The organism is Kitasatospora purpeofusca, from assembly GCF_042691725.1.
Classification (GTDB): Bacteria; Actinomycetota; Actinomycetes; order Streptomycetales; family Streptomycetaceae; genus Kitasatospora; species Kitasatospora purpeofusca_B.
This window is the reverse complement of the sequence record NZ_CP170483.1, coordinates 4,032,129-4,052,571: the sequence shown is the minus strand read 5'-3', so window position 1 is coordinate 4,052,571 and position 20,443 is coordinate 4,032,129. Positions and strand designations below refer to the sequence as shown.

The following is a 20,443-nucleotide window of genomic DNA, read 5'->3' as shown; positions in this document are numbered from 1 at the left end:
GGGAGCAGCACCATGTACGTCGTCACCGGAGCCACCGGACAGCTCGGCCGCCTCGTCGTGGACGGCCTGCTGGCCAAGGTCCCCGCGAGCGAGGTGGCGGTGGTCGTCCGCTCCGCCGGGAAGGCCGCCGACCTCGCCGAGCGCGGCGTGACCGTCCGGGTGGCCGACTACAGCCGCCCGGAGAGCCTGGCGGGCGCCTTCGCCGCCGGCGACAAGGTGCTGCTCATCTCGGGCAGCGAGATCGGCAGCCGGGTGCCGCAGCACACCGCCGTCGTCGAGGCGGCGCGCGCCGCCGGGGTCTCGCTGCTGGCGTACACGAGTGCGCCCGGCGTGGCCACCTTCAAGCTGGCCGACGAGCACAAGGCCACCGAGGCGGTCATCCGCGAGTCCGGGCTGCCCTTCGCCCTGCTCCGCAACGGCTGGTACACCGAGAACTACCTCGGCGACGCGGCCGGCACGGTCGAGCGCGGCGCGGTGGTCGGCAGCGCCGGCCAGGACGGCCGGATCGCCACCGCCCCGCGCCGGGACTACGCCGACGCCGCGGTGGCCGTGCTCACCGGTGAGGGCCACGAGAGCGCGGTGTACGAGCTGAGCGGCGACGCCGCCTGGAGCCTGCCGGAGCTGGCCGCCGAGCTGGCCCTGGCCTCGGGCAGGCCGGTCGCCTTCCACGAGGTGGCGCCGGAGGAGCACCTGCGGATCCTGGTCGGCGCCGGCCTGCCGGAGGGCTTCGCGGAGATCCTGGTCGACGTCGACGCCGGCATCGCGCGCGGCGAGCTGGCCGGCACCCCGGGCGACCTGGCCCGGCTGATCGGCCGCCCGACCGTCCCGCTGGCGCGGAGCGTGCGGGAGGCGCTGGGCGCCTGAGCCCCGGTCCGAGAGCGCTCCGGCGTCGTTCGCGGCACCCGCCGCGGGCGGCGCCGTTCGCGTCCATCCGGCAATGTCATGACCAAAAACCGAATACGGAGATGACAGGTGCGGCCGTGCCCGCTACCGTCGGCTCGACACTCGCGCGCGCGGAGGAGCGGACGGCCCATGCCAGAGACAACCCAGCAGGAGGCCGGGCGCGGCCTCTGGTACGGCTTCGCGGCCTACGGCATATGGGGCCTGTTCCCGCTCTTCTGGCCGCTGCTGGAGCCCGGCGCCGCGGACGACATCCTGGCCAACCGGATGGTCTGGTCGCTGGTCGCGGTGGTGCTGCTGCTGATCGTCCAGCGGCACTGGGGCTGGATCCGCCCGCTGCTGCGCCAGCCCCGCCGGCTCGCCATGCTGGGCGCCGCCGCCACCGTCATCTCAATCAACTGGGGCGTCTACATCTGGGGCGTCAACGCCGGGCACGTGGTGGAGACCAGCCTCGGCTACTTCATCAACCCGCTGGTCACCATCGCCTTCGGCGTGCTGGTGCTCAAGGAGCGGCTGCGCACCGCCCAGTGGGTGGCGGTGGGCATCGGCGCCCTCGCCGTGGCGGTGCTGACCGCCGGCTACGGGCGGCTGCCGTGGATCGCGCTGACCCTGGCCCTCTCCTTCGCCACCTACGGACTGCTGAAGAAGACGGTCGGCCTGAGCGGGCTGGAGAGCCTGGCCGCCGAGAGCGCCTTCATGTTCCCCTTCGCGCTCGGCTACCTGGTCTACCTGGAGGTCTCCGGCCGCGCCACCTTCGGGCACACCGTGGCCGGCGAGTACGGCTGGGGGCACACCGGGCTGCTGGTGCTCAGCGGCGTGATCACCGCCGTCCCGCTGCTGTTCTTCGGCGCGGCCGCCGTCCGGGTGCCGCTGAGCATGCTCGGCCTGCTCCAGTACCTGGCGCCGGTGTTCCAGTTCCTGATCGGCATCGCGATCTTCCACGAGTCGATGCCGCCCGCCCGCTGGGCCGGCTTCGCCCTGGTCTGGGCGGCGCTCGCGGTGCTCACCTGGGACGCGCTGCGACGGGTCCGGGCCGACCGGGCGGCCGTCCGGGCCCGGACGGCCGCCGCTGCGGGCGCCGACGCGGCCCCCGCCGACGCGGTGCCGGTCAGGCGGTGATGTCCCGCGCGGTGAACCGGGACCAGGCCGCCGAGCCGAACACGGCCACGTAGGCGGCCTGCAGCCCGAGGTTGTCCAGCACCCCGTCCCAGTACATCGGCTCCCGCAGCAGGTCGCCGAAGCTGAGCCAGTGGTGGGTGAAGAGGAACGGCTGGATCGCGTGCAGCTGCGGGAAGCTGTCCAGGATCTGCACCGTGATCACCAGGCCGACGGTGGCCGCCATCGCCGCGATGCCGCTGCCGGTGAGCGTCGAGACGAACAGCCCGATCGCGACCAGCCCGGCCAGCGAGGCGGCCACCACGGCGGCCACCAGCACCGCCCGCAGCAGGGCCGAGCCGAGGCCGATGGTCTCGCCGGAGATCAGCGTGACGTCGCCGACCGGGAACAGCGCCGTTCCGGCGATCACCGCCGCCAGCGCGACGGTCACCGTCGCCGCCAGGCAGAACGCCAGCCCGGCGGTGAACTTGGCGGCCAGCAGCCTGGTCCGCCCGGCCGGCGCCACCAGCAGGTAGCGCAGGGTGCCGGTGGCCGCCTCGCCCGCCACCGAGTCCCCGGCGACCACGCCGACCGTCATCGGCAGGAAGACCGGCAATGCCACCGCGAGCGCCGTGAACACCAGGAACAGGCCGTTCTGGGTGACCTGGGCGATGAACGCCGGGCCCTCGCCGCCGCGCGGCCCGTCCGTCTCGATCCGCACCACCACGCCGATCAGCACCGGCAGCACCGCCAGGATCCCCAGCAGCACGATCGTCCGCATCCGGCGGAAGGTCAGCAGCAGCTCGTTGCGGAACAGCGCCAGGAACCCGGCCGCCGTCTGCGGCCGCCGCCCGGGCGCCGCGGCCGCGACCGCCGGCACCGCCTCAGCCCGCGACATCGAAGCCCTCCCCGGTCAGCGCCACGAAGGCGTCCTCCAATGTGCCCCGCTCCACGCCGAAACCGTGGACCCGCACGTCGGCCGCGACGAGCGCCGCGCAGAGCCCGGGCACCGCGTCCTCGGCCAGGGCGCCGACGTCGCCGTCCACCCGGTCGTCGCCGATCCGGACCTCGGTGACCTTGTGGGCGAGCAGCACCTCGCCGGCCCGGTGGGTGTCGGGGGTCCGCACCACCAGCCGGCCCCGGGCCCGGGCGGCCAGCTCGGCGACGGTGCCCTGCACCACCAGCCGGCCGCGCGACATCACCGCGGCGTGGGTGCAGACCTGCTCGATCTCGTCCAGCAGGTGCGAGGACAGGAAGACCGTGGTCCCCTCGGCCGCGACCTCCCGGACCAGCGCCCGGATCTCCCGCATGCCCTGCGGGTCCAGGCCGTTGGTGGGCTCGTCCAGGACGAGCAGCTCGCGCGGCTGGAGCAGCGCCGAGGCCAGGCCGAGCCGCTGCTTCATGCCCAGCGAGTAGGCCCGGGCCTTCTTGCCGGCCGCGGCCGCCAGACCGACCCGGTCCAGAGCCTCGGCGACCCGGCGCTTGCGGGTGCGCGGATCGGACGTCGGGTCGGCGGCGTCGAACCGGGTCAGGTTGTCCCGGCCGGAGAGGAAGCCGTACAGCGCCGGCCCCTCGATCAGGGCGCCGACCCGGGGCAGCGCCGAGGCCACCGACTGGGGCATCGGCTCGCCCAGCACCGTCGCCACCCCGGCGCTGGGGGCGATCAGGCCCATCAGCATCCGGATGGTGGTGGTCTTGCCGGAGCCGTTGGGGCCGAGGAAGCCGAAGACCGAACCCCGGGGGACGCTCAGGTCCAGCCCGTCCACGGCGACCTGGCCGCCGCGGAACCGCTTGGTCAGACCCCTGGTCCTGATCACGTCGTCGGACGGGCGGGAGGGCGAAGCGGCACCGGGGGCCGGGCGCGCCACCGCGCCCGGCCCCCGGCCGGCTCCGTAACGTCCCCCGTTACGGGAGCCTGGGCCACTACTTCACCCCGGCCGCACTCTGCAGCACCGACGGGGTGACCGCGCCCGCGAAGACCCGGCCGTCGTCGGTGACCAGCACGTTCAGCACCTTGGTGCTGATCAGCGAGCCGCCGGCGACCGACTTGCCCAGCGACTTGGCCAGCGCCAGCGGGTTCTGCGCCGCGCCGGAGCCGGCGCCCGGACCGTGCCCGCCCTTGCCGCGCGGGCCCTTGCCCTCGGCCGGGACGACCACGTCGCCGGACGGCAGCTTGGCGGAGAGCACGGCCGTCCAGCCCTCGCCGATCACGTTCAGGCCCTCGGCGGCCGCCTCGGCCTCCTTCGGCGTCACCTCGCCGCGCGGCGTTCCGGACGCCTTCTGCTCCGTCACCCTGGCGCCCTTGGGCACGGTGAACTCGAAGGTCTTCGCGGCCGGTTGGGCGAACGATACCTGGGTGAAGTGGACGTCCAGCACCGTGCCGCCGTCCGTGCCCTTGACCACGACCGACAGCGGCACGCCGTTGTCGGCGGCCACCGCGATCCGCACCTCGCCGATCGTCGAGCCGGGCCGGGTGGGCTTCACGCTCAGCCGGTAGGCCTTCTGCCCGGCCACCGTCGCGGTGCCGTCCACCGTGACGGCGGTGGTGTCCGCGCCCGCGGCCAGGAACTGCCGGGCCGCCTCCTGCGGAGTGGTCGGCACACCCGTCAGCGGTGCCTTGTCCGGGTGGCCCCCGGCCGCCGCGTCCGGCCGGGCCCCGGTCAGGTGCACGGCCTCGTTGGTGGTGCTGTCCCAGGCCCAGGCCTGGTCGCCGTTGCGGATCAGCTCGTACCCGGACAGCTGCTCCAGCAGACCGATCCGCTGCCGGTCCGGCCCGTCCACCGCGACCCGCAGGGTGTGCTCGCCGCCGAGCAGGCCGGTGAGCTTCGCGGTGGGCGCGGCGCCCGAGGGCCGGTCGCCGCCGCGCTCCGCGCCGCCGCCCGCGAACCCGCCGGCCGCGGCGCCCAGCAGCTGGCTCGGCACGCCGAGGTCGGTCGAGAGCGACACCGTCCCGGAGAGCGTCTGGGCCTGTGATCCGAGCACCTTCGTCACCAGCTGCTCCGCCGTCAGCGCGGGCAGCTCCGGCGGCGAGGAGTCCGCCAGCGCCGGAACCAGCCCCACCCCGGCCGCGATCGCGGCCGTGATCGCCAGTGGCACGGCCACGCGCACCAGGATGCGCCGCCGCGACCGGTAGGGTGCCCCGCCCTCCTGGAACCCGTCCGCCGGGCCGCCGCCCGCGGTCGCCCTGTCGTCCGTCATCCGTCCAACCCCTCCGTCGGTCAACGACTGTCCCTGGGTATCCATTAGACGGTCCCGGGGCGCCTTCGTCATCGCCCTGCAGGGTTGGTTGCGGGTCGACCTCGCGTCGCAGGCAACCCTGACGCCTCCTCAGGGTCGGCTCCTCCGAACGCACGAGGAACGTACGTGAACTGGCGTAGGGTCGCGGCATGGACGCAACCAACATCCCGACCGCGAACGCGATGCGGCGCGCCCTGCGGCGGGCCCGGGACGGTGTCGCGCTGGACGCGACCGAGGCGGCGGTACTGCTCCGGGCCAGAGGCGAGGACCTGCGCGACCTCTGTGCGAGCGCCGCCCGGGTCCGCGACGCGGGCCTCGACGCGGCCGGCCGGCCCGGCGTCATCACCTACTCCAAGAGCGTGTTCATCCCGCTCACCCGGCTCTGCCGGGACAAGTGCCACTACTGCACCTTCGTGACCGTCCCCGGCAGACTGCGCCGGGAGGGCCGGGGGATGTTCATGTCCCCGGACGAGGTGCTGGAGGTCGCCCGCCGGGGCGCGGAGCTCGGCTGCAAGGAAGCGCTCATCACGCTCGGGGACAAGCCCGAGGACCGCTGGCCGGAGGCCCGCGCGTGGCTGGACGCGCACGGCTACGACGACACGATCGCGTACGTCCGCGCGATGTCGATCCGCATCCTGGAGGAGACCGGGCTGCTCCCGCACCTCAACCCCGGGGTGCTGAGCTGGACGGACTTCCAGCGGCTCAAGCCGGTCTCCGCCTCGATGGGCATGATGCTGGAGACCACCGCCACCCGGCTGTGGAGCGAGCCCGGCGGCCCGCACTTCGGCTCGCCCGACAAGGAGCCGGCCGTCCGGCTGCGGGTGCTGGAGGACGCCGGCCGCAGCTCGGTGCCGTTCACCAGCGGCCTGCTGATCGGCATCGGCGAGACGTACGAGGAGCGCGCCGATTCGCTGTTCGCGCTGCGCCGGGTCTCCCGGGCCTACCACGGCGTCCAGGAGCTGATCCTGCAGAACTTCCGCGCCAAGCCGGACACCGCGATGCGCGGTATGCCGGACGCGGAGCTGGACGAGCTGGTCGCCACCGTCGCGGTGGCCCGGCACATCATGGGCCCGTCCGCCTGCCTGCAGGCGCCGCCGAACCTGGTGGACGGCGAGTACGAGCGGCTGATCGCGGCCGGCATCGACGACTGGGGCGGCGTCTCCCCGCTGACCCCCGACCACGTCAACCCCGAACGCCCCTGGCCGCAGATCGAGAAGCTGGCCGAGCGCTCGGCCGCGGCCGGCTTCGAGCTGCGCGAGCGGCTCGCCGTCTACCCCGAGTACGTCCGCCACGGCGAGCCCTGGCTGGACCCGCGGGTGCTGCCGCACGTCCGGGCGCTGGCCGACCCGGAGACCGGCCTGGCCCGGCCCGACGCGGTGGTGACCGGGCACCCCTGGCAGGAGCCGGAGGACCTCCCGGACTCGTACGGCCGCACCGACCTGCACAGCACCATCGACACCGAGGGCCGGACCGGCGACCGGCGGGCCGACTTCGAGGACGTCTACGGCGACTGGGAGGTGCTGCGCGAGCAGGTGGCCTCGGCCGTCCCCGGCCCGGCCGGCGCGCCGGAGCGGCTGGACGCCGAGGTGCGGGCCGCTCTCGCGGTGGCCGCCGACGACCCGGTCCGGCTGACCGACGAGCAGGCGCTGGCGCTGTTCCAGGCGGACGGCCCGGCCCTGGACGCGCTCTGCCGGATCGCCGACGCGGTGCGCCGGGACGCGGTCGGCGACGAGGTCACCTACTGCGTCACCCGGAACATCAACTTCACCAACGTCTGCTACACCGGCTGCCGCTTCTGCGCCTTCGCCCAGCGCCGCACGGACGCGGACGCCTACAGCCTCTCGCTGGAGCAGGTCGCCGACCGGGCCGCGCAGGCCTGGGAGGTCGGCGCCACCGAGGTCTGCATGCAGGGCGGCATCCACCCCGACCTGCCCGGCACCGCCTACTTCGACATCGCGCGCGCGGTGAAGGAGCGGGTGCCCGGCATCCATGTGCACGCCTTCTCGCCGATGGAGGTGGTCAACGGCGCCACCCGGACCGGGCTGTCGATCCGGGACTGGCTGCAGCGCGCCCAGGAGTCCGGCCTGGACAGCATCCCGGGCACCGCCGCCGAGATCCTCGACGACGAGGTCCGCTGGGTGCTCACCAAGGGCAAGCTGCCGGCCGCGACCTGGGTGGAGGTCGTCAGCACCGCGCACGAGCTCGGCATCCGCTCCTCGTCCACGATGATGTACGGGCACGTGGACACCCCGAAGCACTGGGTGGGCCACCTGCGGCTGCTCGCGGAGATCCAGCAGCGCACCGGCGGCTTCACCGAGTTCGTGACGCTGCCGTTCATCCACACCAACGCCCCGGTCTACCTGGCCGGGATCGCCCGGCCGGGCCCGACCGCGCGGGACAACCGGGCGGTGGTCGCGATGGCCCGGCTGCTGCTCCACCCGCACATCCGCAACATCCAGACCAGCTGGGTGAAGCTGGGCGCCGAGGGAGCCGCCGAGATGCTCCGCTCGGGCGCCAACGACCTGGGCGGCACGCTGATGGAGGAGACCATCTCCCGGATGGCCGGGTCGGCGTACGGGAGCTACAAGTCGGTCCGGGACCTGCGCGCGATCGCCGAGGCGGCCGGGCGCCCGCACCGGCAGCGCACCACCACCTACGGCGAGGTGCCGGCCGAGCGGCTGGCTGCCGCGCTGGCCTCGGACGGCCACCTGCCGGAGCTGCTGCCGCTCGTCGAGTGAGCCGTCGCCACGCGCCGGGGCGGATCCGGTGGAGCGGGAACCCTGCCGTCCCGTTCGGGCATTCGAATACAGTGCGAGGGCGCGCGACCCGCCGTGCGTCGCGCGACCCCGCCCGAACCCGGACGAAAGGCGCCCGTCGTGATGCCACTGTGGTCACGCGCCCAGCAGCAGGACTTCCGCAGCCGGGTGCGGGGGTGCCTGCTGGGCGGGGCGATCGGGGACGCCCTCGGCGCGGGCATCGAGTTCGAGCCGCTGGAGAAGATCCGCGCCGCGCACGGCCCGCTCGGCGTCACCGGGTACGTCCCGGCGTACGGGCGGCTCGGCGCCGTCACCGACGACACGCAGATGGTGCTGTTCACCCTCGACGGGCTGATCCGCGCGCACATCCGCCGGGACACCGGCAGCTGGCACCCGCCCACCGACGTCCACCGCGCCTATCTGCGCTGGGCCGCCACCCAGCGGGACTGGGGCCCGGACGAGCGGCGGGCCGACCTCGGCTGGCTGGGCCGCGAGGAGTGGCTGTACGCGCAGCGCGCGCCGGGCCAGGCCTGCCTGTCCGGCCTCTCCGGCCCGGAAGCCGAGCGGCTGGGCACCCTGGAGGTGCCGAAGAACCCGCACTCCAAGGGCTGCGGCACGGTGATGCGGGCGGCGCCGTTCGGACTCCTGACCACCTGGGAGCCGGGCCTGGTGTTCCAGCTGGCGGTGGAGTGCTCGGTGCTGACCCACGGTCACCCCACCGGCTACCTCTCGGCCGGCGCGCTGGCGGTGATCGTCCAGACCGCGGCCCGCGGCGGCACCCTGGAGGAGGGGGTGCACCTGGCGCTGGCGCTGCTCTCCGAGCGGCCGGCGCACGAGGAGACCACGGCGGCGCTGCGGGCGGCGCTGGACGCGGTGCGGGCGGGGGAGCCGTCGGCCGAGCGGGTCGAGGCGCTGGGGGAGGGCTGGGTCGCCGAGGAGGCGCTGGCGATCGGGGTGTACTGCGCGCTGGTGGCGCACGACATCCGGTCCGGGCTGCTGCTGGCGGTGAACCACTCCGGGGACAGCGACTCCACCGGTGCGATCTGCGGCAACCTGCTCGGGGTGCTGCACGGTGACACCGCGCTGCCGCCCGGTCTGGTGGTGGGTCTCGAGGGGCGCGGGGCGCTGCTGGAACTGGCGGACGACTTCGTCCTGGAGCTGATGCACGGGCCCGAGCTGCACAGCACCGACACCCCGCAGGGCGCGGCCTGGGCGGCCCGCTACCCGGTGCTCGGCTGAGGCGCCGCCCGCCGTCGGCGGGGCTGTCTTGACGGGGTCATGCCCTTGGACGCGAAGATGCCCGTAGCGGTGTCCGCCGCCCGGGGAGGGCGGTGGACACCGCTACGGGCACCTGGCCGAGAAGCGGTACGAGGCGGATCAGAACCCGCCGAACACCCCGGCGCCCGCGTCGGCGGCGAACGTGTTCCAGGCCTCGGCGGAGAAGCGCAGTTGCGGACCCTGTGGGTCCTTGGAGTCGCGGACCGCCACCAGGTCGGCGGCCGGAACGCGGACCTCCACACAGGCGCCGTTGCCGCCGCTGTGACTGCTCTTGCGCCAGCTCGTCCCGTTCTCGAAGGTGGTGCTCATCCGTGGTATCCCTCTTCAATGTCGGCTATCAGTGTCCGGGTCTCGGCCACCCCGAGCGCCGCCGCCCGCAGGTGGTCGTAGAGACTGGTATAGCGGCGGACGTCGGCCTCCTTCTCGAGGTAGAGATCGCTCGTCACCCCTTCGAAGTAGACAACTGTGGAATCGGCTGACTCGGGGAACTCCAGCAGGGAGAATGTCCCGGTCATGCCGGGGTGGGCGCCGTGCGAGAACGGGATGACCTGGATGGTGATGTTGGGGCGCTGGCTCAGCTCCAGCATGTGCTTCAGCTGGTGGGCCATCACCTCCTTGCTGCCGACCTCCCGGCGGAGCACCGCCTCGTCTATCACGGTCCACAGGCTGCCCAGCTGGTTCTCGCCGTTGACCCGGTCCTGGCGCTTCATCCGGACCTGGACGCGGCGCTGGACGGAGAGCGCGTCGGTGTCCGGCTGGGTGCCCTCGACCACGGCCTGCGCGTACTGCTCGGTCTGCAGCAGCCCGGGCACGAAGGAGGACTCGTACGCGCGGATCGAGGAGGCCTCGGCCTCCAGGCCGATGTACACGCTGTAGGGCGTGGGCATGTCGTTGAAGTCGTGCCACCAGCCGCGCTGCCGGGACTCCCGGGCCATCTCCATCAGACTGGCGCGCATCGCCTCGTCGGCGACGTTGTAGACGTCGCAGAGGTCGCGGACGTCCCGCTGGCTGATGCTGCGGCGGCCGTTCTCCAGCCGGCTGATCTTGGACTGGGAGACCATCAGCCGGCCGGCCACCTCCTCGGCGGTCATCCCGGCCTGGTCCCGGAGCTTGCGCAGTTCCGCGCCGAGGCGCCGGCGGCGCACCGTGGGATTGATGTTCGTGGACACGTCGGCCTCCGGTCGGACCTCTGGTGATCGTTGGAACGGAAGTCCTCGGAACACGGTGGAAATCTGGATCAACCCCCTGATGGTGAGCAGCATGTCACCCCGGATCAGGTCGGCGCCGGGAAATGGCCGGAGCGCAGTAGAACAGATCATCGGAAAAGCGCTTCGGCGAGACAGCGGGCACCCCCGAGTGGTAGAGGCGCCGGCGACCGGTCCGGTGGTGCTGCGGCGGTGTGGCGGACGTGGTGCGGATGCGGCCCCTGGGCCGCGCAGGTGCTGGTGGCACATGCGGGGGCGGTATGCGGCCGGGGGTCCGGGTGGGGGCCGGACCGGCTGGGGGGACGGCGGAGGGGCGGTCGCCCGGCGACATCCGTCGCGGGCGACCGCCCCTTCTCGCTGCTGGGTGGTGCCGGTTGCTCGTCGCCGCTGTAGGGCGCGAACGGTGGGTGTGCGCCGCTGCGCGCGCCGGTCCGCGCCCGGCGTGCGGGGTTGGTCCGGCGCCGGCCTCGGCGCGGGCCCGGTGCGTTCTGCGGTGCGGTGGGCTGCGTGGTCCGGTCGGCTCCGTGGCCGCGGAGGCGTCAGCGGACTCCGACGCGGGACGCCACGACCCGGCCGCCGCCGCTGCCGCGTCCGGCCGCCGGGCGCTGGCCGGTCCGGCCGCCCGAGCCCGACGAGGCCGCTCCGGCCTGGGCGGAACGGTTCTGCTGGCTCGGAAGGCCGTTCTGCACGTCCATCACGGCGTGCGCGACCATCCCGCCCAGCGGGTCGTACCGGATCAGATCGCGCAGCCGGGAGCGCGAGGAACGGCCCTCGTTGCCCGGGTAGAGGTGCTTGCCCAGCCCGACCGAGTGCGCCAGCGCGGCGAGCGCCGCCGTCCGCGGGTCCGGCGGCACGCCGGTGCGGATCGCGGTGTCCAGCCGCTGCTTGATCGCGGCGTTGGTGCAGTCGTCCGACGCCTGGTAGCGGGTCGTCGGCAGCACCCCGCACACCTGGCCGGGCACGGCGGTGACCATGCCGCACCGCTCCAGGTGCGCCAGGTAGGTCTGCCGCAGCCCCAGCCGGGGCCCGCCGATCCAGTGCGCCGCGCGGACCGGGCTGCCCCGTCGGCGCAACAGCTCCAGCGCGTGGTCGAGTGTCGGGTCGCCGGTCGGCCGTGGCAGCACCACGGCGATCCGGTCGCCCTCCGGAACGATCCGTCCGGCCAGGGACAGCTCGACGAGCTGGGCCCCGGCGAGTCCGAGGTCGAGGGTCTGCGGCTGCGCCGTGGTGCCCGTGGCCGGGTCCAAAGCGAGCAGCAAGAGCTCCTCGGGAACAGTTCTGCGGCTCTTGCCCATCCAAGCCTCCCCGCGTGGATGGGAAACAGCGTGACGCCTCTCACACGGGCTTGTCGAGTACGCCTCCGAATCGTGACCTTGCGATCGAGCCGGGGAACCGGCCGTGGCGGGCCCGGCGTCTGACCGTTGAACAGGTCGCGGCGCGACCGTGCCGCGGCAATAACCGCCGGTCGGGCGGGGTGTGGGCGGCCTGATTCGGCCGCCGGTGGCGGAGACTGTACAGGTACACGGGGCGGGGTGCCGGCTTCCCGAAATACGGGCTTGCCGGTGCCCCGCCGGGCGTTGAGGAGGCTGGGTTACGTGGGCGAGTCCCCCGACAGGGTGCTGCGGGACGGCGAGCGGGCGCGGGAGCGGGCCGGCGAACGGGCCGGTGCCGACGCGGCGGTCGAGGAGGCGGCGGCGCCGTCGGCGGACCCGGTGGACCCGGCGGCGGGGAAGTCCGGGCAGGACCGGGTGCCCGCCGAGGCAGACCCCGCCGACGACGCCGACGACGCCGGTGCTCCGGACGTGGACCCGGCCGACGCCGACCCCGCCGACGCTTCCGTCGAGGGCTCCGCCGATGCCGATGCCGATGCCGACGGGGCGGCCCGGGCGGCCCGGCCAGGGTCCACGGTGCAGCTGCGCGTCCGGGATGCGGACAACCGGACGACCGCGCTGCGGCTGCCGGCCGACCAGGCGACCACCGCCCTGCGCCTGCCCGCCGACGACGCGACGACCGCCCTGCGTCTGCCCGAGGAGCTGCGCGAGCCCGCCGGTGCCACGGCGGTCGGCGCCGCCGAGGCGGAGGACACGGCCGCGACCGGCACGCCGGACCGCCCGGCCGGCACCGACCCCCGTCTCGCCATGCGGACAGGCCGGGCGGCCGATCGCGAGGACGGTCCGGCCGGCGCCGACGCCCCGGAGACGGTGGCCGAACCATCGGCGCGGGCCGAGAAGTTCGAGAAGCTCGAGGACGCCGAACGGACCCGTGTCCTGCGCGTCCCGGCCACCGCGGACGCTCCGGACGCCGCAGCCGCCGCAGCCGCCGCGGCCGTCCCCGACGCGGACACCGTCCCGGAGCCGCCCGCCCCGCACCCGCTGCCCGAACCGGCCCCCGTCCCGGAGCCGACCCCCGAGCCGCAGCCGGAGCCCGAGCCCCTGCCCGAGCCGGAGCCGGTCCCCGTCCCGGAGCCGCTGCCCGCGCCCGGGCCGGCCCCGAAGCCCGGCCCCGCCCCGGCACCGCGGCCGCTGCCCGTTCCCGACCCGGCGCCGGTGCCCGCGCCCGAGCCGTTCCCGGACTCCACCTCCGAGGCGATGGAGGTGCTGGCCGCGCTCAACGGCCGGCCGGTCTCGCCGCTGCGCCGCGCGCTCAAGCGGATCACCGTCTGGACGCTCTTCCTCGCCGTCGTCCTCGGCGGCGCGGTCACCGCCCAGCTGCTGCGCCCGCTGCCGGACACCAGGGTGGCGATGACCGCCGCCGGCGGCTTCGCCTTCCCCGGCGACCCGCTCGACCTGGCCTGGCCGGCCAAGGGGCAGTCGGCCGCCGAGGTGGTCGGCATCGGCAGCCTGGGCAGCTCCGGCCCGGAGACGCCGGCCTCGATCGCCAGCGTCACCAAGGTCATGAACGCCTACCTCGTCCTCCAGGCGCACCCGCTGAAGAAGGGGGAGGCCGGTCCGAAGATCACCGTCGACAAGCAGGCCGCCCAGGAGTCGGGCAACGTCGACGAGTCCCGGGTCACCCTGACCGAGGGCCAGCAGATCAGCCAGTACCAGGCGCTGGAGCTGCTGATGCTGCCCTCCGCCAACAACGTGGCCCGGCTGCTGGCCCGCTGGGACTCCGGGTCGGAGGAGGCGTTCGTCAAGAAGATGAACGACACCGCCGCCAAGCTCGGCATGGCCAACACCACCTACACCGACCCGGCGGGCTTCAACCCGGAGACCAAGAGCACCGCCAAGGACCAGCTGAAGCTGGCCGGCCAGGTGATGCAGGACGAGATCTTCCGGCAGATCGTCTCCACCCCGGACACCACCTTCAACAACCAGAAGATCTCCAACACCAACACCCTGATCTCCCCGAAGAACGGCATCATCGGCGTCAAGACCGGCTCCAGCACCCCGGCCGGCGGCTGCCTGATGTGGGCCGCCTACAAGGAGATCGCCGGCGTGCGGCGGCTGATCCTCGGCGTCACCCTGGGCCAGCCGGCGACCACCGCGGAGCCGAGCATCCTCAAGGTGGTGCAGACCGTCAGCGCCAAGCAGATCCTGGCCGCGCAGAACGGGCTCACCGGGCAGACCCTGGCCAAGCAGGGTGACGTGGTCGGCCGGGTCGAGGACGGCCTCGGCGGCTCGGTGCCGGTGGTCGCCGCGCAGGACCTCACGGTGGCCGGCTTCCCCGGCGTCACCGGCACCCTGGTGCTGGACCCGTCGAAGGTCGCCCACCAGGTGGCGGCCGGTACCAAGGTCGGCGTGCTGCGCGCGGGCGAGGGCGACAACCGGGTGGAGGTGCCGGTGGTGCTCGGCTCCGAGCTGGCCCCGCCGTCCATCGTCTCCCGGCTGACCCGCGCCCTGTGAGGCGCGCCGGCTGAAGCGCTCCGGGCGGCCCGCGGTCAGAACCGCGGGCCGCCCCACTGCCCCGGCTCGGTGGGCGAGCCCAGCAGCCGGGCGACGGCCTCCTCCTCGGACACCACCCGGCCCAGTGCCATCGCCAGGGTCAGTCCGGTGAACACCACGATCAGCCAGGACAGCCCGGTGAACACCACGCCGAACGGGCCGAACTGGCCGATGCTGCGGCTCATCGCGCCCGGCAGGTAGACCCGCGAGGCCACCCCGATGCCCGCCACCGTCACGCCGCAGAGCAGCGAGCCCGGCAGGAGGGGCAGCCAGCGCACCCGGGCGCCCAGCAGCAGGTGCTGGGTCCACCACCACAGCGCCGTCGCGAGCAGGAAGGTCAGCGGCAGGCCCAGCCAGGCGCCCAGGCCGAAGCCGTCCTTGACCGGGGTCTGGAACGCCAGGCAGACCAGCCAGACCAGCAGCCAGACCAGCCACCGCCAGGCCGCCACCCTGGTCCCCGCCTTGGGCAGCTCCCAGCAGCGCTCGCAGACCCGTTGCATCGCCCGGCTCAGCGCCGTCGCCGACAGCAGGGTGACCAGGGCGCCGGCCAGTCCGAAGCCGGGCTCCTCCTCGTGCCCGCTCCCGAGCATCTGCTGCACCGACTGCGCCGCCTGGCCCTGCAGGCCCAGCTCCTTGCGGAGCGAGTGCAGCACGCCCTCGCGGATCGCCGTGGGGGCGAAGACCGCCAGCACGAACAGCGCGGGCAGCGCGCTCAGGAACGCCTGCGCGGCCAGCCGGGTCGCCGAGTCCAGCAGGTTGACCCGGAACAGCTGGCGCAGCGCCCGGCCGACCATCGGGACCTGCTCGGGCAGTCCGCGGGCGGACCCGGCCAGGGCCGCCGACCGGTGCCGCCACCGCGCGGTCCGCCGGTCGTCGCGGTCACTCCGGTCGTCCGGAGCATCCTGGTCGTCCTGGTCACTCCGGTCGCCCCGGTCGTCCCGGTCGGCCGGCTGCCCGTTCGGCTGCTCGCTCACCCGCCGTCCTTCCGACCATGGTCGCCGTGCTCCATGGTCGCCCGGCCCCGGGCCCGGCGCACCCGGGCCGCTCGCGTGCCGGCCGGCCGTGCGCGGACGGTGCCCGGGGGCTCGGCGGACAGGGCCGGTGCCCGGGGCCCGGGGCTCAGCGTCCGGCGCGGGTCCCGTCCAGCAGCGAGAGCGTCATCCCGCCCAGCGGCGTCACCTGCCCCGGCGTCCCGAACCGGGCCTGGAGCGCGACCGCCTGGTCGGCGGGCAGCGCGGCCAGCGGGTCGGGGGTGTCGCCCAGGACGACCAGCCAGACGCGGCTCCCCCGGCCGGTGCACTCGGCGGGCTGCGGGCACGGCACCGGGAAGAGGTCCTCGGCCTGGACCGCCCCGGTCGCCTCGAACAGCGGGTACGGCCGCACGTCGTCCGGCAGGTAGTAGGAGACACCCGGGCCGACCATCGACCAGGCCTGGTCACCGAGCGGGACGGCCAGTCCGTCCCCCGGCCGGTAACCGGCCGCGATCAGCCGGGCGACGTCCCGGTACGGCTCCTTCGCGTGCGAGTTCGCGTAGCGGACCACGGACTGCTTGGGCAGGGCCGCCGCCCCGGTCACCGCCACCACGCCGACCGCGAGCAGCAGGCCCACGACCCGCACCTTCGGCGAGGTCCAGCGGCGCCGGGCCAGGGTGGTCACGGCGGCGCAGCCCGCCGCTGTCCCGCAGCCGGCCAGCGCGGCCCAGGCAGGCAGGGTGAACAGCAGGTACCGGTCGAGGAAGTACGAGGTCGGGCCGAACGAGAAGGCCCAGACCGCCAGCACCGGCAGCACCGCGAGCAGCAGCAGCCTCAGCGCCGGACCGCGCCGCCCGGGCAGCACCAGGGCCGGCAGCGCCAGCAGCAGGAAGATGTGGAACACCCGGGGCGAGCCGAACAGCGGTTCGCCGAAGTGCAGGAGCTGGTGCACGGTCGGCCGGGCGAGCCAGCCCAGCTGGCGCCCGGACTGCTCCCGGCCCAGCAGCGCCACCGGCAGCACCAGCGCCACCACGGCGGCGAGCACCAGCGCGAGCCGGCCGAGCAGCCGGCGCCGGGCCGGAGCGCCGACGCGCCACAGGTGCGGCGCGACCAGCGCCGCCTGGCCGGCCAGGGCGCTCAGCGAGACCAGGTGCGCCGCGCCCGCCATCGCCATCGCCAGGCCGTACGGCGCCCACCAGCGCAGTGTCGGCCGCTCCAGCGCGCGCAGCAGGAACCAGGTCGCGGCCGCGACGGCGCAGGTCACCAGCGCGTACGAGCGGGCCTCCTGGGCGTACCGGGAGACCAGCGGCACCGTCGCGAACAGCAGTCCCGCGCAGAGGCCCGCGACCCGGCCGCCGAACAGCCGCGCGGTGGTCAGCGCGGTGAACGCGGCCGCTCCCGCCATCGCCAGGACGGAGGGCAGCCGCAGCGCGATCTCCGAGTCGCCGAACAGGGCCGTCCAGCCGTGCAGCAGGACGTAGTAGGTGCCGTTGCTGGCGTCGACGTGCTGCAGCATCCGCAGCAGGTCGTCGAGCGGCCGGGTGGCCGAGGCCCAGCTCGCCACCTCGTCGCGCCACAGCGCGGGCGACGTCAGCCGGTACGCGCCGACCGTCAGCATGACCAGCGCGGGCGCGATCCACACCGCCGGCCCGGCCGCCTTCCGCACGAGGCGGACGGGGCCCCGGTCCCACCGGCCACCCGACGCCATCTGCCGCCCCCGCTCTCTCCCCCTGCCGGAGGGTCCCCGGCCCGTCGGTCCGAGGGTCCGTCCTCCCAGGCTATCGGCGGCCCGTCCGGCCACTCCGGTCGCCCCCGTCCGATCTGACCCACCGTCGGCCGGCCTGCCCACCGGGCCCGTCCGGCCCACCCGTCCGCCCCCGATCCGCTAGGCTGTCTGCGGTCGTCCCCGCCTCAGTAGCTCAGGGGATAGAGCACGGCTCTCCTAAAGCCGGTGTCGCAGGTTCGAATCCTGCCTGGGGCACAGCGCCGGTCACGGCGGATGACGTGAATGCGGGCCCCCTCGGTTGCGACCGAGGGGGCCCGCGGTGTTCTCCGGGGTGAGGGGACGTCAGCGCAGGAGGCCGTCGGGGTGATCGGCGGCGGGGTCCGGAGCCGGGTCCGGGGCGGGGCCGGCGGTGTCCCGGGGCGGGCGGGCGGGGGAGACCAGGACGCGTTGCACCCGGGGGCGGGTGCGCCAGTTCACCCGGCGGAGGTCGCGGGCGAGCGCGCCGGGGCGGGTGAGTTCGACGAGCACGGTGACGCTGCCGAGCACCATGCCGGCGGCGAGCCAGCCGGCCAGGACGTCGCTGGGCCAGTGGACGCCCAGGAAGACCCGGGAGGCGCCGATCCCCAGCACGGTCAGGGCGGCGGTCGTGCAGGCGGTGATCCGGCCGGCCCGTCCGACCAGGGGCCAGAGCAGGCCGACCAGGACGGCGCAGGCGATCGCGGAGGCCATCGCGTGGCCGGAGGGGAGGGCCGGGCCGCCGGCGTGCGAGACGGGGTCGGAGAAGGTCGGGCGGTGGCGGCCGAAGGAGAGCTTCAGCAGCCACTGGCCGCCCCAGCCGACCAGGGTCTGGGCCGCGACCCAGCCGCCCAGCGTCCGGGCGCCGATCAGCCAGAGCCAGAGGGCGGCCGCGCCGAGCAGGGAGCGCATGGTGATCGTCCCGCCGGTGTCGGAGAACATCTGCACCGAGGCGGTCCACACGGGGTGATCGGCCGCGAAGCGGTGCAGACCGTCGATCAGTCCGCGGTCGAGCCGGGAGAGCGGGCTCCAGCCGGTCTGCACCAGGGCTGCCAGGACGGCGAACAGCACGGCGCAGCAGACCGCGAGCGCCGCGTGCCGAAGCAGGTGGCGGTCACGCGGGGTGATGGAGGGCGAGCTGTTGGTCAGGTGCATGGCTGACACCTTCCCAGCCGCCCGTGCCGATCGTGCGGTGCGGTGATAGCGATTTGGCATCTTTTGTGCGGAGGACCTGCGTGCGCCGGGGTGTGGGCGCGCCCTGCGCGGGAACGCGCTCGGAGCCCGCGGGGTTGTGGGGAGGGAAGGGCGTGCGCGGGGGTGCGCCGAGTGGTCCCGGAGGGACACATCGGGTATCGATCCGGTCACCCTGCGTCCCGACCGGGGGCGGGATCGCGCAGGATACTGCATCGCCGGAAGAATCTGAGCGACTTGGGAATGTTGTCCGGATTCTGTTCGTTGGATCGTTACGTGTGAGGCCCGCGGGGCCCGCACTTCTTGCCCTCTCCGGGCAGGCAGCCAGACCGCGGCAACACCAGCAAAGGGAGCAAGCATGGCCACCCGTGCCGTCGTTCGCGACAGGGCCGACCGGACTCGCGCGGCCCGCCCGACCAACCTTGAGGCCGACCGTGACCTGGTCGGCATGTACCTCGACGAGATCGCCAGGACGCCCCTGCTCGATGCCGCCGAGGAGGTCGAGCTCTCGCTGCGGATCGAGGCCGGTGTGTACGCCCGGCACCTGCTGGACGAGGGCGGGCTTCCCCAGGGCGTGCGGCGCGAGGAGCTGGAGGCGATAGCCGAGGACGCCGAGCGCGCCAAGGACGTCTTCATCCGCTCGAACCTGCGCCTGGTGGTCGCCGTCGCCCGGCGCTACCCGCGCAGCGGCCTGCCGCTGCTCGACCTCGTCCAGGAGGGCAACGCGGGCCTGGTGCGGGCGGTGGAGAAGTTCGACTACGCCAAGGGCTTCAAGTTCTCCACCTACGCGACCTGGTGGATCCGCCAGGCGATCACCCGGTCGATCGCCGACCAGTCGCGCACCATCCGGCTGCCCGTCCACCTGGTGGAGGAGCTCGGGCGGATCCGCCGGGTGCAGCGGGAGAAGTCGAAGGAGCTGGGCCGGGAGGCCGAGCCCGCCGAGATCGCGGCCGAGCTGGACACCACCGAGGCCCGGATCAAGGACGTGCTGGACTGGGCGCGGGACCCGGTCAGCCTGAACATGTCGGTCGACGACGAGGGCGAGACCCAGTTCGGCGACCTGGTCGAGGACACCGGGGCGACCTCCCCGGAGGACGCCGTGATGGTGATGCTCCGCCGGGAGGAGCTGGACGGCCTGATCGGGCGGCTGGACGACCGGACGGCCTCGATCATCCGGTCGCGGTACGGCATGGAGGACGGCCGCGAGCGCACCCTGACCGAGGTGGGCAAGCAGCACGGGCTGACCCGTGAGCGGATCCGCCAGATCGAGAAGCACGCGCTGGCCGAGCTGAAGAAGATCGCCGACCACGCGGGCTTCGAGGCCGCGTGACACGGACCGGGGGAGCGACGGTGGCCGGCGGGCCCGGTGCGGAGCGGTCCGTACCGGGCCCGCCGTCGTACCGGGGGCCTTCTAGGCTGGTGACAGCGGGCGGGAACGGCGGCGGGGAAAGGTCGAGAGCGGTGGAGGCGAAGGTGTCGGAGGCGTCGGAGGAGAAGGCGGCCGAGGAGACGGCGGCCGAGCGGGCAGCGGCGGAGCGGTCGGCGGCGGACGGGTCGCGGAAGGCGGCGAAGGCCCGGCTGGTCTTCGGCGACCCGCTGGAGCGGCAGTCCCGGGACGACACCGACTCGGGCTGGGGCGACCGCCCCGGGGCGGGGGAGGGCAGCGCGCGGGGACTGGACTGGTACCTGAGCCAGCGCCCGCCGCACCACGGGGACTGACCGGCCGGCCCCGGCGCGGCCTCAGCCGGCCCGGGTGACCAGGGCGTCGCGGATCTCGGTGAGCAGCAGCACCTCCTTGGCCTCGGCCTCCGCCTGGACCTCGGCCAGGGTCTTGCGCCGGGCGGTGTAGCGGGTCATCGGCAGGATCAGGCAGAAGTAGACGACGGCCGCGGTGATCACGAACTGGAGGGCCGCGCTCAGCACGTTGCCCCAGAGGATGAGGATGCCGGCCGTGACCTCTCCGGTGGGGGACACCTCGCAGGGGCCCTTGAGGCAGGAGCTGTAGGACGCGAGGTCCTTGGCTCCGAAGGCGCCGACGATCGGGTTGATCACGCCCTTGACGAAGGCGTTGACGATGTTGGTGAAGGCCGCGCCGATGACCACGGCGACGGCCAGCTCGACGACGTTTCCGCGCAGCAGGAATTCCTTGAAGCCTTTCATGCCGCGTGAACGACGGAGTCGTTCA

Annotated in this window: 17 protein-coding genes and 1 tRNA gene; 8 read left to right on the top strand and 10 right to left on the bottom strand. The window is 74.3% G+C overall.

What is annotated here, in order from left to right; genetic code table 11:
- Positions 1 to 12: 12 nt before the first annotated feature.
- Positions 13 to 864: an SDR family oxidoreductase gene (locus ACFCLZ_RS17045; RefSeq protein WP_380285751.1), complete on the top strand. Its 852-nt coding sequence runs from the start codon at positions 13 to 15 to the stop codon at positions 862 to 864.
- A 168-nt stretch (positions 865 to 1,032) separates the two neighbouring features.
- Positions 1,033 to 2,019 (top strand): EamA family transporter RarD, encoded by a 987-nt coding sequence (gene rarD / locus ACFCLZ_RS17040; RefSeq protein ID WP_380285750.1) that lies wholly within the window; start codon positions 1,033 to 1,035, stop codon positions 2,017 to 2,019.
- Here rarD and ACFCLZ_RS17035 read toward each other — a convergent pair.
- From ACFCLZ_RS17035 to ACFCLZ_RS17025, 3 genes are read right to left on the bottom strand one after another with little or no spacing between them, the layout of a single operon-like run.
- Positions 2,009 to 2,893, bottom strand: a complete 885-nt coding sequence (locus ACFCLZ_RS17035) for an ABC transporter permease (protein WP_380285749.1) — start codon at positions 2,891 to 2,893, stop codon at positions 2,009 to 2,011. The two genes, rarD and ACFCLZ_RS17035, sit on opposite strands and share 11 nt — an antisense overlap.
- Positions 2,880 to 3,863, bottom strand: coding sequence for an ABC transporter ATP-binding protein (locus tag ACFCLZ_RS17030; RefSeq protein ID WP_380285748.1), 984 nt, complete (start codon positions 3,861 to 3,863; stop codon positions 2,880 to 2,882). The genes ACFCLZ_RS17035 and ACFCLZ_RS17030 overlap by 14 nt, the downstream gene beginning before the upstream one ends.
- 55 nt (positions 3,864 to 3,918) lie before the next feature.
- Complete coding sequence (locus ACFCLZ_RS17025) at positions 3,919 to 5,193, bottom strand: outer membrane lipoprotein carrier protein LolA (protein WP_380285747.1); 1,275 nt, start codon at positions 5,191 to 5,193, stop codon at positions 3,919 to 3,921.
- 188 nt (positions 5,194 to 5,381) lie between these two features.
- Between ACFCLZ_RS17025 and ACFCLZ_RS17020 the strand changes: the two genes are divergently transcribed.
- Together ACFCLZ_RS17020 and ACFCLZ_RS17015 are read left to right on the top strand one after the other, a co-directional pair.
- Positions 5,382 to 7,970, top strand: coding sequence for a bifunctional FO biosynthesis protein CofGH (locus tag ACFCLZ_RS17020; RefSeq protein ID WP_380285746.1), 2,589 nt, complete (start codon positions 5,382 to 5,384; stop codon positions 7,968 to 7,970).
- Between the two features lie 141 nt (positions 7,971 to 8,111).
- Complete coding sequence (locus tag ACFCLZ_RS17015; protein ID WP_380285744.1) at positions 8,112 to 9,227, top strand: ADP-ribosylglycohydrolase family protein; 1,116 nt, start codon at positions 8,112 to 8,114, stop codon at positions 9,225 to 9,227.
- 138 nt (positions 9,228 to 9,365) lie between these two features.
- Here ACFCLZ_RS17015 and ACFCLZ_RS17010 read toward each other — a convergent pair whose 3' ends face one another.
- The 3 genes from ACFCLZ_RS17010 to ACFCLZ_RS17000 all read right to left on the bottom strand — a co-directional run bounded on the left by ACFCLZ_RS17010 (position 9,366) and on the right by ACFCLZ_RS17000 (position 11,766).
- Positions 9,366 to 9,575, bottom strand: coding sequence for a DUF397 domain-containing protein (locus tag ACFCLZ_RS17010; RefSeq protein ID WP_380285742.1), 210 nt, complete (start codon positions 9,573 to 9,575; stop codon positions 9,366 to 9,368).
- Positions 9,572 to 10,435 carry a helix-turn-helix domain-containing protein gene (locus ACFCLZ_RS17005; RefSeq protein ID WP_380285741.1) on the bottom strand — a complete coding sequence of 288 codons (864 nt, stop codon included), beginning with the start codon at positions 10,433 to 10,435 and terminating at the stop codon, positions 9,572 to 9,574. The genes ACFCLZ_RS17010 and ACFCLZ_RS17005 overlap by 4 nt, the downstream gene beginning before the upstream one ends.
- A 575-nt stretch (positions 10,436 to 11,010) precedes the next feature.
- The gene (locus tag ACFCLZ_RS17000) at positions 11,011 to 11,766 is read right to left on the bottom strand and encodes a GPP34 family phosphoprotein (protein ID WP_380285740.1); all 756 of its coding nucleotides are present in this window, start codon (positions 11,764 to 11,766) and stop codon (positions 11,011 to 11,013) included.
- A 300-nt stretch (positions 11,767 to 12,066) separates the two neighbouring features.
- On the opposite strand from ACFCLZ_RS17000, the gene ACFCLZ_RS16995 reads away from it, so the two are divergent.
- A complete protein-coding gene (locus ACFCLZ_RS16995; protein ID WP_380285739.1) occupies positions 12,067 to 14,316 on the top strand; it encodes a hypothetical protein in 2,250 nt (749 codons plus the stop codon).
- A 35-nt stretch (positions 14,317 to 14,351) separates the two neighbouring features.
- Here the strand turns inward: ACFCLZ_RS16995 and ACFCLZ_RS16990 are convergent, their stop codons facing one another.
- Both ACFCLZ_RS16990 and ACFCLZ_RS16985 read right to left on the bottom strand, forming a co-directional pair.
- A complete protein-coding gene (locus ACFCLZ_RS16990) occupies positions 14,352 to 15,329 on the bottom strand; it encodes a YhjD/YihY/BrkB family envelope integrity protein (RefSeq protein ID WP_380285738.1) in 978 nt (325 codons plus the stop codon).
- Positions 15,330 to 15,474: 145 nt separating this feature from the next.
- Complete coding sequence (locus ACFCLZ_RS16985) at positions 15,475 to 16,968, bottom strand: glycosyltransferase family 39 protein (protein ID WP_380285737.1); 1,494 nt, start codon at positions 16,966 to 16,968, stop codon at positions 15,475 to 15,477.
- Positions 16,969 to 17,234: 266 nt separating this feature from the next.
- Here ACFCLZ_RS16985 and ACFCLZ_RS16980 point away from each other — a divergent pair.
- Positions 17,235 to 17,307 (top strand) — tRNA-Arg (locus tag ACFCLZ_RS16980).
- A gap of 87 nt (positions 17,308 to 17,394) precedes the next feature.
- On the opposite strand, the gene ACFCLZ_RS16975 is transcribed toward ACFCLZ_RS16980, so the two are convergent.
- Complete coding sequence (locus tag ACFCLZ_RS16975) at positions 17,395 to 18,222, bottom strand: phosphatase PAP2 family protein (protein ID WP_380285736.1); 828 nt, start codon at positions 18,220 to 18,222, stop codon at positions 17,395 to 17,397.
- Positions 18,223 to 18,616: 394 nt separating this feature from the next.
- On the opposite strand from ACFCLZ_RS16975, the gene ACFCLZ_RS16970 reads away from it, so the two are divergent.
- Together ACFCLZ_RS16970 and ACFCLZ_RS16965 are read left to right on the top strand one after the other, a co-directional pair.
- Positions 18,617 to 19,588: a sigma-70 family RNA polymerase sigma factor gene (locus ACFCLZ_RS16970; RefSeq protein WP_380285735.1), complete on the top strand. Its 972-nt coding sequence runs from the start codon at positions 18,617 to 18,619 to the stop codon at positions 19,586 to 19,588.
- A gap of 143 nt (positions 19,589 to 19,731) precedes the next feature.
- Entirely contained in the window at positions 19,732 to 19,977 is a 246-nt protein-coding gene (locus ACFCLZ_RS16965; protein ID WP_380285734.1) for a hypothetical protein, read from the top strand.
- A 21-nt stretch (positions 19,978 to 19,998) separates the two neighbouring features.
- Here ACFCLZ_RS16965 and mscL read toward each other — a convergent pair whose 3' ends face one another.
- Positions 19,999 to 20,418: a large conductance mechanosensitive channel protein MscL gene (gene mscL / locus ACFCLZ_RS16960; RefSeq protein ID WP_380285733.1), complete on the bottom strand. Its 420-nt coding sequence runs from the start codon at positions 20,416 to 20,418 to the stop codon at positions 19,999 to 20,001.
- Positions 20,419 to 20,443: the final 25 nt, after the last annotated feature.

Excerpts from the sequence above, each read along its gene's own strand:
- ACFCLZ_RS17045 (WP_380285751.1), top strand. The coding sequence starts at position 13 with ATGTACGTCGTCACCGGAGCCACCGGACAGCTCGGCCGCCTCGTCGTG.
- rarD (WP_380285750.1), top strand. The coding sequence starts at position 1,033 with ATGCCAGAGACAACCCAGCAGGAGGCCGGGCGCGGCCTCTGGTACGGC.
- ACFCLZ_RS17035 (WP_380285749.1), bottom strand. The coding sequence starts at position 2,893 with ATGTCGCGGGCTGAGGCGGTGCCGGCGGTCGCGGCCGCGGCGCCCGGG.
- ACFCLZ_RS17025 (WP_380285747.1), bottom strand. The coding sequence starts at position 5,193 with ATGACGGACGACAGGGCGACCGCGGGCGGCGGCCCGGCGGACGGGTTC.
- ACFCLZ_RS17020 (WP_380285746.1), top strand. The coding sequence starts at position 5,382 with ATGGACGCAACCAACATCCCGACCGCGAACGCGATGCGGCGCGCCCTG.
- ACFCLZ_RS17015 (WP_380285744.1), top strand. The coding sequence starts at position 8,112 with ATGCCACTGTGGTCACGCGCCCAGCAGCAGGACTTCCGCAGCCGGGTG.
- ACFCLZ_RS17010 (WP_380285742.1), bottom strand. The coding sequence starts at position 9,575 with ATGAGCACCACCTTCGAGAACGGGACGAGCTGGCGCAAGAGCAGTCAC.
- ACFCLZ_RS17000 (WP_380285740.1), bottom strand. The coding sequence starts at position 11,766 with ATGGGCAAGAGCCGCAGAACTGTTCCCGAGGAGCTCTTGCTGCTCGCT.
- ACFCLZ_RS16975 (WP_380285736.1), bottom strand. The coding sequence starts at position 18,222 with ATGCACCTGACCAACAGCTCGCCCTCCATCACCCCGCGTGACCGCCAC.
- ACFCLZ_RS16970 (WP_380285735.1), top strand. The coding sequence starts at position 18,617 with ATGGCCACCCGTGCCGTCGTTCGCGACAGGGCCGACCGGACTCGCGCG.
- mscL (WP_380285733.1), bottom strand. The coding sequence starts at position 20,418 with ATGAAAGGCTTCAAGGAATTCCTGCTGCGCGGAAACGTCGTCGAGCTG.